18 protein-coding genes are annotated in these 16112 nt (G+C 32.7%); 7 read left to right on the top strand and 11 right to left on the bottom strand.

What is annotated here, in order from left to right; genetic code table 11:
- Nucleotides 1-222 precede the first annotated feature (222 nt).
- Nucleotides 223-678, bottom strand: a complete 456-nt coding sequence (locus tag CLCY_RS07705) for a hypothetical protein (protein ID WP_048570540.1) — start codon at nucleotides 676-678, stop codon at nucleotides 223-225.
- A gap of 350 nt (nucleotides 679-1028) precedes the next feature.
- On the opposite strand from CLCY_RS07705, the gene CLCY_RS07700 reads away from it, so the two are divergent.
- Together CLCY_RS07700 and CLCY_RS07695 are read left to right on the top strand one after the other, a co-directional pair.
- Entirely contained in the window at nucleotides 1029-1553 is a 525-nt protein-coding gene (locus CLCY_RS07700) for a TIR domain-containing protein (protein WP_048570539.1), read from the top strand.
- Nucleotides 1550-2329 (top strand): macro domain-containing protein, encoded by a 780-nt coding sequence (locus tag CLCY_RS07695; protein WP_048570538.1) that lies wholly within the window; start codon nucleotides 1550-1552, stop codon nucleotides 2327-2329. The genes CLCY_RS07700 and CLCY_RS07695 overlap by 4 nt, the downstream gene beginning before the upstream one ends.
- Nucleotides 2330-2476: 147 nt before the next feature.
- On the opposite strand, the gene rlmH is transcribed toward CLCY_RS07695, so the two are convergent.
- On the bottom strand, nucleotides 2477-2956 hold the full coding sequence (gene rlmH, locus CLCY_RS07690) for a 23S rRNA (pseudouridine(1915)-N(3))-methyltransferase RlmH (RefSeq protein WP_048570537.1): 480 nt from the start codon (nucleotides 2954-2956) through the stop codon (nucleotides 2477-2479).
- 250 nt (nucleotides 2957-3206) lie between these two features.
- Between rlmH and CLCY_RS07685 the strand changes: the two genes are divergently transcribed.
- Entirely contained in the window at nucleotides 3207-3623 is a 417-nt protein-coding gene (locus CLCY_RS07685; protein WP_048570536.1) for a universal stress protein, read from the top strand.
- A 205-nt stretch (nucleotides 3624-3828) separates the two neighbouring features.
- Complete coding sequence (locus CLCY_RS07680) at nucleotides 3829-4245, top strand: universal stress protein (protein ID WP_048570535.1); 417 nt, start codon at nucleotides 3829-3831, stop codon at nucleotides 4243-4245.
- A 65-nt stretch (nucleotides 4246-4310) separates the two neighbouring features.
- On the opposite strand, the gene CLCY_RS07675 is transcribed toward CLCY_RS07680, so the two are convergent.
- Nucleotides 4311-4856: a DJ-1 family glyoxalase III gene (locus tag CLCY_RS07675; protein ID WP_048570534.1), complete on the bottom strand. Its 546-nt coding sequence runs from the start codon at nucleotides 4854-4856 to the stop codon at nucleotides 4311-4313.
- 296 nt (nucleotides 4857-5152) lie between these two features.
- On the opposite strand from CLCY_RS07675, the gene CLCY_RS07670 reads away from it, so the two are divergent.
- Entirely contained in the window at nucleotides 5153-5569 is a 417-nt protein-coding gene (locus CLCY_RS07670) for a universal stress protein (RefSeq protein ID WP_048570533.1), read from the top strand.
- Between the two features lie 84 nt (nucleotides 5570-5653).
- Here the strand turns inward: CLCY_RS07670 and CLCY_RS07665 are convergent, their stop codons facing one another.
- From CLCY_RS07665 to CLCY_RS07650, 4 genes are all read right to left on the bottom strand, one after another.
- Nucleotides 5654-6721, bottom strand: coding sequence for a DUF4179 domain-containing protein (locus CLCY_RS07665; protein WP_048570532.1), 1068 nt, complete (start codon nucleotides 6719-6721; stop codon nucleotides 5654-5656).
- A complete protein-coding gene (locus tag CLCY_RS07660; protein WP_082141751.1) occupies nucleotides 6714-7298 on the bottom strand; it encodes a sigma-70 family RNA polymerase sigma factor in 585 nt (194 codons plus the stop codon). The genes CLCY_RS07665 and CLCY_RS07660 overlap by 8 nt, the downstream gene beginning before the upstream one ends.
- A gap of 415 nt (nucleotides 7299-7713) precedes the next feature.
- Nucleotides 7714-8652 carry a TRM11 family SAM-dependent methyltransferase gene (locus CLCY_RS07655; protein WP_242844953.1) on the bottom strand — a complete coding sequence of 313 codons (939 nt, stop codon included), beginning with the start codon at nucleotides 8650-8652 and terminating at the stop codon, nucleotides 7714-7716.
- Nucleotides 8653-8770: 118 nt separating this feature from the next.
- Nucleotides 8771-10558, bottom strand: coding sequence for an FUSC family protein (locus CLCY_RS07650; RefSeq protein ID WP_048570530.1), 1788 nt, complete (start codon nucleotides 10556-10558; stop codon nucleotides 8771-8773).
- A 343-nt stretch (nucleotides 10559-10901) separates the two neighbouring features.
- Between CLCY_RS07650 and crcB the strand changes: the two genes are divergently transcribed.
- The gene (gene crcB / locus CLCY_RS07645) at nucleotides 10902-11282 is read left to right on the top strand and encodes a fluoride efflux transporter CrcB (protein WP_048570529.1); all 381 of its coding nucleotides are present in this window, start codon (nucleotides 10902-10904) and stop codon (nucleotides 11280-11282) included.
- A 100-nt stretch (nucleotides 11283-11382) separates the two neighbouring features.
- Here the strand turns inward: crcB and CLCY_RS07640 are convergent, their stop codons facing one another.
- From CLCY_RS07640 to CLCY_RS07625, 4 genes are all read right to left on the bottom strand, one after another.
- On the bottom strand, nucleotides 11383-11913 hold the full coding sequence (locus CLCY_RS07640) for a YcxB family protein (protein ID WP_048570528.1): 531 nt from the start codon (nucleotides 11911-11913) through the stop codon (nucleotides 11383-11385).
- Between the two features lie 104 nt (nucleotides 11914-12017).
- Nucleotides 12018-12554 carry a YcxB family protein gene (locus CLCY_RS07635; protein WP_048570527.1) on the bottom strand — a complete coding sequence of 179 codons (537 nt, stop codon included), beginning with the start codon at nucleotides 12552-12554 and terminating at the stop codon, nucleotides 12018-12020.
- 179 nt (nucleotides 12555-12733) lie between these two features.
- Nucleotides 12734-13861: a S1C family serine protease gene (locus tag CLCY_RS07630; RefSeq protein ID WP_082141750.1), complete on the bottom strand. Its 1128-nt coding sequence runs from the start codon at nucleotides 13859-13861 to the stop codon at nucleotides 12734-12736.
- Nucleotides 13862-13870: 9 nt separating this feature from the next.
- A complete protein-coding gene (locus tag CLCY_RS07625) occupies nucleotides 13871-14659 on the bottom strand; it encodes an MBL fold metallo-hydrolase (protein WP_048570526.1) in 789 nt (262 codons plus the stop codon).
- 253 nt (nucleotides 14660-14912) lie between these two features.
- Here CLCY_RS07625 and CLCY_RS07620 point away from each other — a divergent pair, with 253 nt between their 5' ends.
- Complete coding sequence (locus CLCY_RS07620) at nucleotides 14913-16085, top strand: NAD(P)-dependent malic enzyme (RefSeq protein WP_048570525.1); 1173 nt, start codon at nucleotides 14913-14915, stop codon at nucleotides 16083-16085.
- Nucleotides 16086-16112 lie beyond the last annotated feature (27 nt).

Below are 16112 nucleotides of genomic sequence, written 5' to 3'. Positions count from 1 at the left end.
AATAAATAACATATTATACAAAATTTTTTCTTTTATCTCATAATATTATACGATTTTTATTGTAAACCCTGATATTAGCAACACCTATTATACGCTATTCTATTCTACATAAATCGCCTTAACTGGTAAATATAAATAATTAGGTATATTTCTTCACTTACTTATGATATGGTTCTCCGTATTACTTGCAAGTGCGGTTTTTAACTTTATTCATACTTAAACTTAAAGCTTCATACCTTCTTTTTGACGTCTTTGAGCATTAAGAATCATCTCTCTATTTTCTTCTGATAAATCTATTCTAACAACCTCAAAATCATAATATTTAACAGCAAACGCCTTCCAAGAAGAGCCAGTAAGATATCGTTCAGCATCCTCTCCACATATAGCAAGATATTTCTTATACGGAATCTTTAAAATATTCTCAGCTAGATTTAGTTTTAGTATATCATTTGCAAGTTTTTCTTGATGTGCTGGTGCTAGTTTTCCTATTCTAGCAAATACCTCTACCATAATTTTATACTCATCACTGTATCCATCTATTTCTACACTAACTACGTTATCTAGCTTAATCTTCTTAGTCTTAAGTGCCCCACTTGGAATACCTATATAAGCCTCTAACCCCTCTAAAATTAGTTTTTCAGCTATCCTTTGTTCCTTACTATCTGAAAGATGTGCCATAGTAACCTCCTCTAAAAATAAAAAAACTCTTACCTACATTTTCAAGGTAAGAGTTTTCAATATTATAATATATATTTCAAAATAGTATTTATTACTTCAACATTATTTGGCTAATATCGTCATATACTATTTTTTTCATTTATACTATGTTGTTGGCGATTTATGTTATAATAAATTTAAGATTTCATTTCCAAATGTTTCTATAATATGGCATATGAATTATTTATAAACTAACCGATAAATAGTAATTTGACGATTTGAACAAGTCTCATTATAGTAATAAAGGGAAGTTGCTTGTGTTTAGATTATGACTATAAAGCGAAGAAAAAATAAATATGAGGAGAACTATTATGATTTACAGAACAAGAACTTACATTGCTGCTGATTGGACTGACGACAAGGACGCTGTTGACCAGTTAATGAAATGGAACAGTAGTAAACATTGGGGACTGACTTTCGGTGATGCTCACGAATTAAGTCAGTGTTTAAGTGATGACACAAATAACTGTAACATTAAAAAGAACTGTTCACAAAACTTTGACCATTCTAAATTTTTTGTACTTATCGTTGGTGATAAAACAAAAAGTTTACGTAGTGGTTACTGTATGTATTGTAAAGCATATAGCTATTGCCAGTATACATACAAAACCAATAAGTCGTATGTTGAGTATGAGTGCGATTATGCTGTAAGAAATAATCTACCGATTATTGTTCTTTATAATTCGACAACAATTGACAAAAGCAAGTGTATCGATTCGGTTGTTAAAGTTGCAAAGGCTCACGCAAAAATGGTTATGTATGGTACAGACAACAAACTTTATTGGGATTATCAAAGCGTAAAAGACGCATTTGATAAGTTGGCTATGCCTATATGATGAGTTACATAAAGTATGCTTGTTCACAATATTTTACTTGGCTTGGATATATCGCTACTATAATAGGGTTAGTGGCGGTTGTTCCATTTGACGAAAAATATAACTATATTGCTCTGTTAATAGTTATTGCTTTTTTTGCATTAGCGTTTATAATTCCATTTATTATAGCTATGGTAAGACGTAACTTCAAGCTAATAACGGTTGGAAAATCCGACATATCGTTTGAATTTGGGGATTTATTTGAAGAAAAATGTTTTGTCATCACAACAAACCGCCATTATGATGTGAACCCAACTGGTGAATGGATAGCTCCTGATTCGTTGTTAGGAATTTATGTAAATAGATATTTTCTTAACGATACTGAACGGCTTGAATCTTTAATTTCCGCAGAATTAGGAAGCAGTGTTGCACCGCATGAGTACGGAAAAACAATTAAGATACAGCATGATGATAAGAAAGTTTATTTATTAGTTTTTACTGATAGAAAAAAGACAAAGCAACCAAAAGATTTCTATGAGAAGTCATTACAAGGTTTGTTTGAAACCATTGTTAATGAAAATCATGGTGAAACAATCGCTGTCCCATTAATAGGAGATAACAACAATCTTAGTGATTCGGGATTTGACAGTTCAGCAATGACATTTAAGTGTTTAATGGCTATGATAAACAGTTTTGATACTCGTCATCAAAGGTCAGGAATCAAATTGAAGATTGTTGCTTTACCTAAAAAACGTGCTGAGTTAATAAAAGTAGTTCATTCTTACTCTAAAAGTTAATCGCTTTCCAATTTCTTTTATCCATATAAAGTTGCATAATCTCGATTGATGTACTTCCCATTATATTAATCTTATTTTAAAAATATCGGCTATATTAATATTATTTTGAATTCCAAACTCTGCAATACTTTTTCAAAAAAATCTCCGTTACTTATGGTACGGTTCACCCTTCATAATCCTGAACGCCCTATATATCTGTTCCAGTAACATTATCCTAAAAAGCTGATGAGGGAAAGTCATCTTTGAGAAAGCCATCTTATAATCTGCCCTCTTCAGCGTCTCTGCACTTATTCCAAGGGATCCCCCTATAATAAACACTATACTGCTTTTCCCCTCTATACCTAGAGTCTCTATTTTCTCCGAGAACTCCTCTGAAGTCAGGTGCTTCCCCTTAAGATCTAGAGCTATCACATAATCACTATCCTTTATATGTCCCCTTATCTTAACACCTTCTTTTTCCTTTATTGCATCCTCTTCCTTCTCAGATGCATTGTCAGGTGTTTTCTCGTCTTGAAGTTCCACTATATCAAGCTTACAATAACGGGATAACCTTTTCGCATACTCATCTATTGCATCCCTCATAAACTTTTCTTTTATCTTTCCAACTGTAATTATCTTTATATTCATAATCTAACCTACCCTTATCTATTTTCTCCTGTTATTTTACCACATAAACAAAATTCTTAAATTATATGGAGTTTTAACTCTCTTTAATTCTTAGAGATCATTATCAATGAACTTAGGATCCCTTATCTATCACTTGTAAAAGTGAGTATACTACGGAAAATTAATTATCGGATAAGTTTTATAATATTCAGTTAATTTGTATTGAGTATTACAAATTTATTTTGTATAATGTACTCAAGGGGTGATTACTATGAAAATAAAAAATATCTTGATACCTCTAGATGAATCTGAAAAGACCCTTGAGTCAGTGAATACAGTAAAGTCACTTTTTAACCATCAAGAGGTTGTCATTCATGTTGTACACGTTGTGAATAGGTATAAGATTGCATTATCAGAACCTAGCAATCCTCACGAAGACCAATTAAAAAGTCTTAATATACTAAATAAAGCTGAAAAGATGCTTTCTGGATATAAGGTTAATAAGATTACACAGATAGCCACTGAACTATCTATTGCTATGGATATATTAAAGGTAATAAATGAAAATAATATAGACGCTGTTTTCATGACAAAAACAGGAAAAGGATTTTTTGATAAATATATTATAGGCTCTGAAACTAGTCGTCTTCTAAAAATATCTCCTGTACCTGTAATAGTAACTCCGTGACCTCTTAACTTTATATCTATACATTTTAAAAAGGCTATTGTAAAGCCCTAATCACTTTACAATAGCCTAAGCTTGTTTATGAACTCTATAAATAATAATCTTCTATTATAAATTTAACTTTTTACAATAACAAAAATTTTCTGTCAATTAGTGTTGAAAAATGCAAACTCTCATAGTATAATTAAAATCAAAAGGGGAGAATATTATGAAAATAAAAAATATTTTAATACCTTTGGATGACTCAACAAGAACTTTAGAATCAATTAATTCTGTTAAATCTCTTTTTGGTGATAAAGAAGTTGTAATTTATGTTTTACATATTATAGATGATTATAAATTTGCCCTATCAGAGTTCGGAAACTTAGACGAAGAGAAGGTTCTAAGTATGAATATATTAAATAAGGCTGAGGAAATGCTTCCAAGCTATAATGTTAATAAGATTTCTAAACTTGCTACTGGCACATCTATTGCTAAGGATATAGTAGATGTAATAGATGAGAATAATATAGATGCTGTTATTATGACCAAAACAGGTAAAGGTTTCTATCATAAGTTTATCCTCGGCTCTGTGACAAGCCGCCTCCTAAAGATATCACCTGTACCTGTTACAATAATCCCATAATGCCCCATAATTATACATGTCAAAAGGCTATCTCATAGTAAATCTTTGAGATAGCCTCTACTCATTTATAGGTTATATATCATATCTTGTTTCAATCTATTAACTTCATCTATTCCCTTTAGAACCTCTACAAGCTTAAGGGCAAATTCAAATGCAGTTCCAGGCCCCTTAGATGTAATGATATCCTTATCAACTACGACGTTATCACCTTTAAGAATTGCACCTGTTAATTCTTCTTCACAGCCAGGATAGCAAACAGCCTCACGCCCCTTAAGTATTCCAAGACTTCCAAATACCATAGGCGCTGCACATATAGCTGCAACCCACTTTCCTTCACTATGATAATTCATAATTTCTTTATTGATTCCCGCGTGGCTCTTTAGGTTCTCAGTTCCAAGGCCTCCCCCTGGAAGTACTATCATATCCCCATTTGAATAATCTACTTCTTCAAATAATAAGTCAGAGGATATTGTAACTCCCCAGGCACCTGTAACTTCCTTCTTTCCCATTATAGAAACCGTCTTAACTTCTACTCCTGCTCTACGTAATATATCAACTATTGTTATAGTTTCTATTTCCTCAAGACCATTTGCTAAATGTACATATACCATTAACCTTTTCACTCCTTGTATCTAATTTGTTATACATAGGATTTTCTAAACGAATATTCCTATATGCATATTCATGCTACTTATATAGTAATTCTAACCTATCTATAGGCTTTAATCCAACCTATATCCTCTAATATTAATCTGTAATATTGCACATAATAATTTAAAAACCCCTTAAAGTTGTATTAATTATATTGATACTTAAAGTGAAATTATATTTTAATTTGTATTTCTATAGGATTTTCCATTGCTTGTACTCTTTTCGAGTAGTATAATAATTAAAAGGAGTGAATTTTATGAAAATAAAGAATATTTTAATACCTTTAGATGATTCTGAGAGAACATTAGAATCTATAAACACTACTAAAGTTCTATTTGATAAGGATAAAGCAGCTATAAAGCTTCTACATATTGTTGATAATTATGATGTTCGTGGAATAGATGCAAGAAATCCAAACACTGCAAGTGATCTAAGTAAGGATGTCCTTGATAAAGGCGAATCACTACTTAATGGATATAACGTAGAGAAAATCGCTGTTCTAGGTTCACACTCATCTGTAGTTACTGATATTCTTAAAACCATAGATTCTAATGAAGTTGATTTAGTTATTATGACTAAGACAGGAAAAGGACTTTTTGATAAGTATATTGTAGGCTCAGTAACGAGCCACATCCTTAAAAGGTCTCCTGTACCAGTTATGATTATTCCATAGATTGTGTCATATACCCTTTCTATACATATACTAAAAGAGCTGAGGAAATTCATTTTCTTCAGCTCTTTTCATTAAATATAATATTTATTTTATTTCTATTTCCTTAGTATAAAGAGTCTTATAACCTATACTTTCAAATCCACCTTTCCCATTAGACTTTAAAATTTCACGATATAATTCAACAACTAACTTTTTAGGATTTTTACCTTGTCTCATTAATGTATTTAAAGTACCTTCTTTATCCCATCCAGATGATTCAAGTGCAACTTCTTTACCATTCTCATCTTTAACTCTAAGAAAATAACTCCACGGCCTCCTATTTTTATCATGTATAGTTTCTATACTTATCTCAAATGGAGTTATAGTTACCTTCTTAATCCCAATACCATTTTTTACATGATTAACTTTTATTTCTTTCACTACTGACCTATCTACTTTAACTGGCACCTTAAAATTCCAGTTCCCCTTAAATACTTGGTCCTTATCCGTCCCTCTCCATGCAATGGATTTTAAGCCTTTAATCTTAATTTCATATTCGAATTCATTTGGAATGCTCCCTAGGTTCTTCAAGCTATATTTCTCCACTCCTACAAATGTATTCTCATCTATATATCTTCCCTCAAATCCTGAAACCCCACTATTATCAAGTTCCTTATTCGTAAAGCTTAACTTCGCAGTTGAATCATCTATAATCTGATCTCCTTCTATCTTATCAGCTATTTCCTTAGTGATATCATAATCCCCTACTGGATCATACTTATATTTTCTATATTTAAATGGCTCATTACTTTCTATCCTATATGTAACAAACAGTGATTCCCCATCACAAAAAACTTCTGAAAGAGTAACCCCTACCCCGTTATCCACTATCTTTTGATTAACTTTAGTAGCATACTTTGTATAATCACCTGAGAAGCTAACCTTATCCTGAATAGCTTCAAATACACTTCCTATTATAGGTAACTTTCTAGCTAGTGCTGGGTTTGTTATTCCAAGTGTAAATACTATTCCAATTCCGGCAGCAACCCCACTAAATACTTTCTTACACCTTCTTAATCTAACTCTTTTCTTCTCCTCGTAAGCCATGTTAATTCCATCATCTATAATCTTATCAATATTCTCAGGTACTTTAATATCATCTAGTTTAGTCATTTAAGTAATCCTCCTTTAATATATTTTTAAGATCTCTCTTAGCTCTACTTAAGTACGTCTTCACCGTGCCCTCTGGAATATCCATTATCGAGGCTATATCTAATACCTTCATATCATTAAAATACTTCATTATAATTACTGTTTTATATTTATCATTTAATAAGTCAATTGCCCTATAAAGATCAACCTTCTCCTCAACACTTACCTTAGAAGAGTCTATTAGCACACTAGAATCACCTTCAATACTAACATCTCTACCCTTTTTTCTTATATGGTCTGTTGCTGAATTTATAAGTATTCTTGTTATCCATGTTTTAAAAAACTCTGGATTTTTTAGTTTATGTATGCTCAAAAATCCTCTATAAACTGCTTCTTGAAGTACCTCAAGTGCATCCTCTTCATTCTTTAGATACAAATAAGCTATTTTATATAGATAAGCTTTCTCATTTTTGATTAAAGTTCCATATGCGTCCTTATCACCTTTAATGGCACTTTTAATAATAATTCTTTGACTATAACTCTTTATATCATTCTCCGATTCATCATAATACTCACCTATACTAACTGTATTATTCACTTTTTCCCCTCCAATGTTTTCATACTTACATATATTAGACTTTCTAAACTAAGGAAAGGTTTCAATTTTTTGCAATTGCTATAAATAAAAAAATACCTACCCTCTTCGGTAGATATCAAAATTACTATTATAACTTAATTTGGCATCTTCAATCTGTTAAAGAAAGTAATGTAGAATTCTGTGTTGATAGTATCTCTGCAGAGATGTGTTGTCTCTGGATAAAACAATAGAGCCGTGAATTAGAGATTCTTATCGATGCAAATTATTAAATACCTAGAAGACTTCGCCTAAGCAAAGCGGTTTTTTAGTTAGTCGCACTTGGTATTTAATAATTTGCATTGATTAGAAGATCTGTGAAATGGACTCGTCGTTTTAGCTAGAGACAACACATCCTTGCAGTACCACTAGCCTACATCTAAATACATACTGTTACATATCTTTTAAACTTACCCTTAGATATAGTGCATCTATCTACTATTTCGAATCCTGCCCCTTCAATTATGCTATCCATTTCTTCATATGTTACTAGCACGAGCTTTTCTGCAATCTCCCTAGATTTATAGATTAAACCTTCCTGCTCCTTTAGGGTTATCGGGTTAAATAGTCCATATGGAAGGTCTATGATACATGCATCGTACTTCTCCTTAACCTTGTGCATATCCATTATGGTTACTACATCTTTATAGTCAAAGAATAGAAGATTTCTCTTAGCATTGTCTCCTATCATAGGATTTATCTCATAGCCTACTATGTTATACCCTAGAGACAACCCTTCCATAAGTACTGTTCCGATACCACAGCAAGGGTCAACTATTCTTGGATTTTCCATATCCCCTACTGCTATGTTGATGATAGATCTTGCTACCTTAAAGTTAAGTCCATTTGAGTAGGTATAAGGCTTTTTATCATGTATATGCCACTCATTATCATGCTTCATATACTCACCAAATACCCATGTATCTCCTATAGTCGTTATACCGAACTCTATTTTAGGGTTATATATATCCGCCTCTCCATTTATAGATAGTCCAACTTCCTTAATAACTCTAAGTCTTTCACTATACTCTAAAGTACTTTCTTCATTTTTCACATAGTTAACCTTAAAGTCTTCATAGCTTAGGTTATCCGCTTTTATGAGGTTTATTATATTCTCAAGGCTTTCCCCTTCATATATAAATGATAATCTTTCCTTGATAAATGGACTTCTTGATGGATCTATTAATCTTTCAGATATTATTAATTTTCCCTGAACTTCCACTTGAAAAATAGACTTCATCTCAAGTCTACATAGACTTTCCTCATCACTAGTATAGTTGATTGTATATAGGTATTTTTCTTCCCTTAAGTTACTCACTTTACCACATCCTTGTATGCTTGATTTTATTATTAATGGGAGGTTAAAGTCAATATTGACTACTACTGATTACAGAAAAAAGCCCTATATAGGGTTTCCCTTACATAGAGCCTTTGAATTAGACCTTCACCGCACTATGTGCTGCTAGGTACTCATCATAAAGATCATTTACTAGTATTCTATTTTTCACTATATAGTCCTTTATCTTCTCTTGACTTCTTTCATTCTCTGTATCGATTATAATAAATATCTTATCCTCAAGTAAACTAGTCTGCATTATTAGGTTTCTCATGTTTTGAATGTTACCCTTGCCCTCATGTGCTAGTGATATCTCCATCTTAATCCTATCAAGTATCTCACTATATATATGAAGAAGGTCGCTTAATGCATCCTCTACTCTATATGGAAGTATTAATCTATTAGCTATAAGTGCAATTAAAACTCCTATAAGAACGTACACTATCCTCTCAGTAGCAAGTGCCCCAATGTCTCCAGTTATTGCAGCAACCCCTAGTGCTGATATTGTTATAAATATCATCTGCTTATCATATCCAGATTTATCTAGGAAGGAGTTAATATACCCTACAAGTAAAACAATAACTGACCTTAGTGTAAAATCCTTAACCAGCGAGAATAGTATGATAAATACTATTACTCCAACTAGGGTTCCCTTTATTCTGTGCCATGTTTTGATTTCTGTATCCTGCATATATGGTTGAATTAGAGCAAATAGTGTAAATACAAGCCACCTTCCCTCAGGTAGGTTAAAGTACTTAACTATAAAGTAACCTAGGGTAACAACTACTGCACTTCTTAATGCATAGGATAACTTAACCGACTTTAGATGAAAGTTCTTCCTCATAACATAACCAGCTCTAAAGACCTTTGGTATATCTGTTTTTCTAATTATCTTTCTATATTCCTCACCACTTAAGTTTATCACCTCTTCTAGGTTATGCCTTATAAAGTCCATAATCTCTAGAATTTGCTCTAGATGATTCTTTGATATGGCGTTTAACTTATCATCTCCATCACCTTTGTCAGGAATAGCATAGGTACTTATAAATGCATTTATTTTCTCTATCTCCTGATGGGTTACTTCCTTATCCTCTATACAAATATCTAGCTGACTTACAATCTCCATAACACTAGTTAAAAGTTGTCTATCCTTTAGTGTAATGTTTAATGGCTTATTAATAATCCCAGAGTTAATCCTATCTACAAGTATGTTGATTCTCTCAAGTGCTATTGATATATTAAGGTTAATCTTTCCCTCTAGTGTAGTGTGAAAGTAAGCCTCTCTACTATCTAAGATAGCCTTTCTAAGTTCCTTAATATAAAGGATTATGTCCATATCATGTTGATGTTTGTACTTTTTCTTTATTATAAGGTCTATCTTCTCACTTAGCCCCTTTGTAATCCTTGGCAAAGTGGCCTTTGATACCTTTTTAAGCTTGTTTCTATTAAAGATTAGTTGAGCTAATATAATAATCACTGCACCAACAGCTAGTGATAAAACCCTTAATGGAAGTCTATCTATAGTAACAGGATAGTAAAGCATGAAAAGATACTGAAGCCCAAATGCTATATACATAGGCGCCTTAACGTTGTATGTAAACATGAACCCAGTTATAAACATAGCTACAAATGTAGCAGGTATGCCTATCCATATATTAACCTGGGATATATATGCCAGCATCCCTTGGGATATATTAATAACTAGAAAAACTAGAAAAAATCTTCCTAAATTATGTGTAAGGTCTCTTTGTAAAAACATAAGAGTTGCAGTAACTACAGTAACTCCTACTAAAGTATTATCTTTACTGAATATAGACATGAAAATAGTTATGAATCCAACTATACATATGAATAATATAGTCTTAGATATTATGGTTTTCCTATTCAACTTATCTTCCCCCTTTCAATCTTCTTTTCAAGGAATGATCCTTAATCATGTACACAATTGAATTTAGGTATAGGAACAATACTATCCTGTTTCAAATGTAAAATCAACTCTAAGTTCATTTTGATATAATCATATTTTTCCTATATTTTTATAATATATGCCCTTGTGTTTATTTTTTTCCACTAGTAAAACTTTTTTCTAATATAAGAAATTAGGCTATAATTATAGTAGCTTATGTTTGTCCGATAGCTTAGCTTAGCTAAGCTCCTGGATAACGACTTCTAAGAATCAGTGGGAGTTAAAGGAATACTGATTCAAGAATTCTGTTTATGTGGAGGTTATTATGGGACTTAATATAATTTGTGTAGGAATTGGGGGATGTATAGGTGCTATTCTTAGATATCTTATATCACTTAATTCAGCTAAACTATTTGGAGCATCATTTCCCTTTGGAACCCTTATAGTTAATGTTCTTGGAGGGTTTTTAATTGGAGCTATTATGGAGTTTAGTGATGCTAGAGATATGTCACCTTTACTTAGAACATTTTTAACTACTGGAATTATGGGTGGCCTTACTACATTTTCTACATTTAGTCTTGAGACAATTAATTTATTCTCAAGTTCTAACTATATGCTAGGAGGACTTAATATAATACTTAATGTTTCACTAAGTTTAATCGGTGTCTTTCTTGGTAGAGTTCTTATACGTACTATATTTATTTAGATCTATTTACTTGAAAAAAGGCTATATAAATCCAACACCTACAGTTCGATTTATATAGCCTTTATATTGCCATTTTTATATCCTTAACCTATGCTAATGCCTAAGCCTTGTTCTTATTCTTGAAGCATTCTATTTTCTCAATGAATTTACTTTTCTCCTCTGCATTTTTGAACTCTCTGATTGGAACAATATGTGCAGACACAGAATCTATATATATGAAGATATGGCTCTTAGTTTCCACTACATCTCCTACTGAACTCCAGTCTGTCTTTGACTCGTTATGTTCACTACTACCTATAATTCCATCATCATTTAGTATTAATCTACGGCTCCCTAAAAACTCTGCACTTTTACCCTCATCTATCATTTCAGAAATTTTCTTTGCCATGATCCTTTTCAAAAGTCTTGGATAGAAATTAGCCCATAGAAGATAGCCTAGCAGTGCTGCAATAATCCAATAAAGTAAAGGTACATTACTCATGCTTGCAATAATAAATGGTACAACAAAAAAGATTAAAGGGAGAATATATCTTTGTATAAACAATACCTTCTTAAATGTACTAGAATAACTCATATGAAAAATATTAAAGTCTATAAAGTCTTGTTTAGTTAATTCATAGTTGATATCCATAGAAACACTCCTTTTTCATATTACTATATCATTACTATATTGCACTCTATTTTAGAATATAATTCTCTTAATTTAGCACTGATAAAAATAATACTTAAAATATATTATGCCTCAGATTTATTCTTATTAATGAAATAGTTTATTTTATCAATAAATTCATTCTTTTCCCCTACACTATTAAATCCTCTAACTGGAACAATATATGCGGAAACACCACTTATATATATAAATATATGATTCTTAGTTTCTGCTACATTTTCAACTGCACTCCAATTTGTTTTTGATTCGCTATGTTCACCTTTACCTTCAATTCCGTTATCATTTAGTGTTAAACTACCATGTCCTATTATCCCTACATTATTACCCTCATCTATCATTTTCGAAGTTCGTTTTGACACGACACCTTTTATATATCTAGGATAAAAACTTACCCAACCTATATATATTGCTACAAATCCAATAAGCCAATACCATAAAGGTATAGTACTAAAATCTGCAAAAACAAATGGTACAACTAGAAAAATCAATGAGACGATATACCTTTGTATAAATAATGACTTTCTAATGCTATCAGAATAGCTTAAGTGAAAAATATTAAAGTCTATATAATCTTGTTTAGTTAATTCAAATTTAATATTCATAAAATCCTCCCCTTTATATAATTACATTTACTATATCATACTGAACTACAACAAGTAACTCCAATAATTCTAGGCTAAAAAAATCAAGGCCATCTATACCCATAGTATAAATGGCCTCTTTATTTCATATTTTATTAAGCTTAATTTATATTCGCTAATGTGAATTCTAAAGTTTCACCTTAGCTATGCTTTTTAAGTGTTACATCTATATCTCGAGTAGCTCCCTTAGAATCCTGAACCTTTACCTTTACAGTTTCTCCAGGTTTTCTTAGGTATAGTGCTTCTCTAAAATCCATCATTGTGTTTGTTGGCTTTCCATCAACTTGCAGGATAATATCTTTTTCTCTAATTCCGGCAAGTGCCGCAGGTCCTACTCTATCTAACTTAGCTACATATACCCCTGCCTTTACATCTAGTCCATAATATCCTGAAATCTCCTTATCGAAGCCTGTTATACCAATGTATGGAGCTTCAAACTTTCCAGTTGCTATTATGCTTTCTAAGACAGGTTTGATTATGTTGATAGGTACTGCAAATCCTATACCCTCCGCAGTTGAGACCTTAGCTGTATTCACACCTATAACTTCTCCCTTAATGTTAAGAAGTGGTCCACCACTGTTACCTGGGTTAATTGAGGCGTCTGTTTGGATTAAGTCTTCCATAAAAACTCCTCTTTCAATCTCAAGGGTTCTGTTAATCGCACTAACTATTCCTGAAGTAACTGTTCTTTGGAATGTTAGTCCTAGTGGATTCCCTATGGCTATAGCAGGTTCTCCTACTGTTATAACACTAGAGTCTCCCATCTTTGCAGGTGAAAGTCCTGTAGTCTCTACCTTAATAACAGATAAATCAAGTGCAGGGTCTGACCATACTGGAGTTGCCTTATGCTCCTTACCATCTGAAGTCATAACAGTTATTGAACTTGCACTCATATTAGCTACGTGATTGTTAGTTAATATGTATCCAGATGCATCTACTATTATTCCTGAACCTACCCCCTGAGTCTTCTTGGTCTGGTCATAAAGGTTTCTTTCTAGCTTAGTTGTAACAACCCCTACAACAGATGGACTAACAGCAGCAGCTGCGGTTGATACATCCGTTGTAATGCTTACCTTTTCACTTCTTCCTTCAACTTTTTGCACCTGTGTAGTTGTTGGTGTTTGGACTGGTGCAGAGGATGATGGAAAAAGCCCCGCTGGAGCAAATAAAAGTACTGTAAAAGCTCCTACTACTGCTCCTACTACTCCAACGACGAAGTATCCAAAGAAAGACCTTTGTCTTCCTCCTTTAAATTCTTTAAAATCCATCTCTACCTCCTAAATGCAATAAATTTTAGTTGGTTCATCCCTTGTTGCAACATCTAGAGTAAAGTCCTTGCCTGGGTTCACTCCCTCCATCTTAAGAACAGATGTTACGGTTTCGTGTGCTAAACATGGGTAGTTATTTGTGTCACTTAAATGACCTAGTAATATATTCTTTATCTTACTACTCAATACCTCTAATATCGCCTTACCTGCGTTTTCATTTGATAGGTGACCTCTATCACTTAGAACTCTTCTTTTTAATTCGTAAGGATATGGCCCTACCTTTAGCATATCAACATCATGGTTAGACTCAAGTAACATAAGGTCAGAATCCTTCATATTCCATCTAATAGCATCTGTAACATAGCCTATATCAGTGGCTATAGTTATTTTCTTATTCCCCTTGATGAAACTATATCCACAGGGTTCAACTGCATCATGTGGAATAGGAAATGGATTAACTACTATATCTCCTATCTCAAATGATTTATAACTTCCGAAAACCTTAATGTTCTCATCACTTATCTTCCCTAGAGATGGATACATCGCCTTCCATGTATTAGTATTAGCAAAAATCGGTATATTAAACCTTCTTGATAAAATTCCTACTCCCTTAGTATGGTCTGAATGTTCATGGGTTACCACTATCCCCTTTATTTCATTTGGATTTATATCTCTATCCTTTAAAGCGGATTCTATTCTCTTTCCTGAAAGTCCTGCATCTATAAGTATCTTAGTATTTTCACTAGCTACATATAGGCAATTTCCGCTACTTCCACTATATAATGAACAAAACTGCATTAGTCTTTTTCCCCTTTCTATGTCTCTCTATTATAAAAAATAAGTTTTTTATAACAGTACACTATAGAATATATTATAGCATGTCCTATTAAAGTAAAAGAGTATTTAGATGTAAGTTGAAGTAATTTTTCACAGCACTTATAATTAGTATATATTTAGTATAATTTACTTAAAATAATACATAATAAAATGCCCTTAAACCCCGTAAAAAAGACCTTTTTACATATAACACTTATTTATAGGAGGATCAATAATGACTATATATGATGAAGCTTTAAAATTTCATGAAGAAAGCAAAGGAAAGCTAGAGGTTGCAATTAGAGTTCCAGTTAACTCAGCTGAAGACCTATCACTTGCATACACACCGGGAGTTGCTCAGCCTTGTCTTGAGATAGAAAAGGACCCAGCACTTGCTTACAAGTACACTAGAAAGTGGAACACTATTGCTGTTGTTTCTGATGGTACAGCGGTTCTAGGACTTGGGGATATAGGAGCTCTTGCATCACTTCCAGTTATGGAGGGAAAATCTATCCTATTTAAAAAGTTTGGAGATGTAGATGCATTCCCTATACTACTAGACACTAAGACAGTTAATGAAATAGTAGATACTCTAGTTAAGATAGCACCATCATTTGGTGGAATTAACCTTGAGGATATATCAGCTCCAAGATGTTTTGAAATCGAAAAGAAACTTAAAGAAAAGCTAGATATTCCTGTTTTCCACGATGACCAACATGGAACTGCAATTGTTGTACTTGCAGCATTACTTAACGCACTAAAAATCGTTAACAAGAACATAGCTGACCTAAAGATAGTAGTAAACGGTGCAGGTGCAGCTGGTGTTTCTATAACTAAGCTTCTTCTATCTTCAGGTGCTAAGAATATAATTATGTGTGATAGAACAGGTGCTATAAGCACAAAGAGAAACCTTACTGGCTATAAGGAAGAAATCTCAACTATCACTAACCCAAATGGTGAGGATGGAGTGCTTTCAGATGTTATTAAAAATGCAGATGTATTTATCGGAGTATCAGCACCTGGAACACTAACTAAGGATATGGTAAAGACAATGAATTCTGATGCTATAATCTTTGCTATGGCAAACCCTGTTCCAGAAATCTTCCCAGATGAAGCAAAGGAAGCTGGAGCTAAAATAGTTGGTACAGGACGTTCAGACTACCCTAATCAAATCAACAATGTACTTGCATTCCCAGGGGTATTTAGAGGAGCACTAGATGCAGTGGCATCAGACATTAATGAGGAAATGAAGGTAGCTGCAGCTATTGCAATTGCCGAATCAGTAACAGAAAGTGAATTAAATGAGGACTACATAATTCCTAAGGCATTTGATATAACTGTTCAAAAGAAGGTTGCTGAGTATGTACATAAGGCTGCTATAGATAGCGGTGTTTCAAGACTAAAATAACTAAAACTTAATACTAAGACAATACTG

Source organism: Clostridium cylindrosporum DSM 605, from assembly GCF_001047375.1.
Taxonomy (GTDB): Bacteria; Bacillota; Clostridia; order Clostridiales; family Caloramatoraceae; genus Clostridium_AB; species Clostridium_AB cylindrosporum.
Note: the sequence above shows the minus strand (reverse complement) of the source record. Positions and strands in the feature narration are given on the sequence as shown.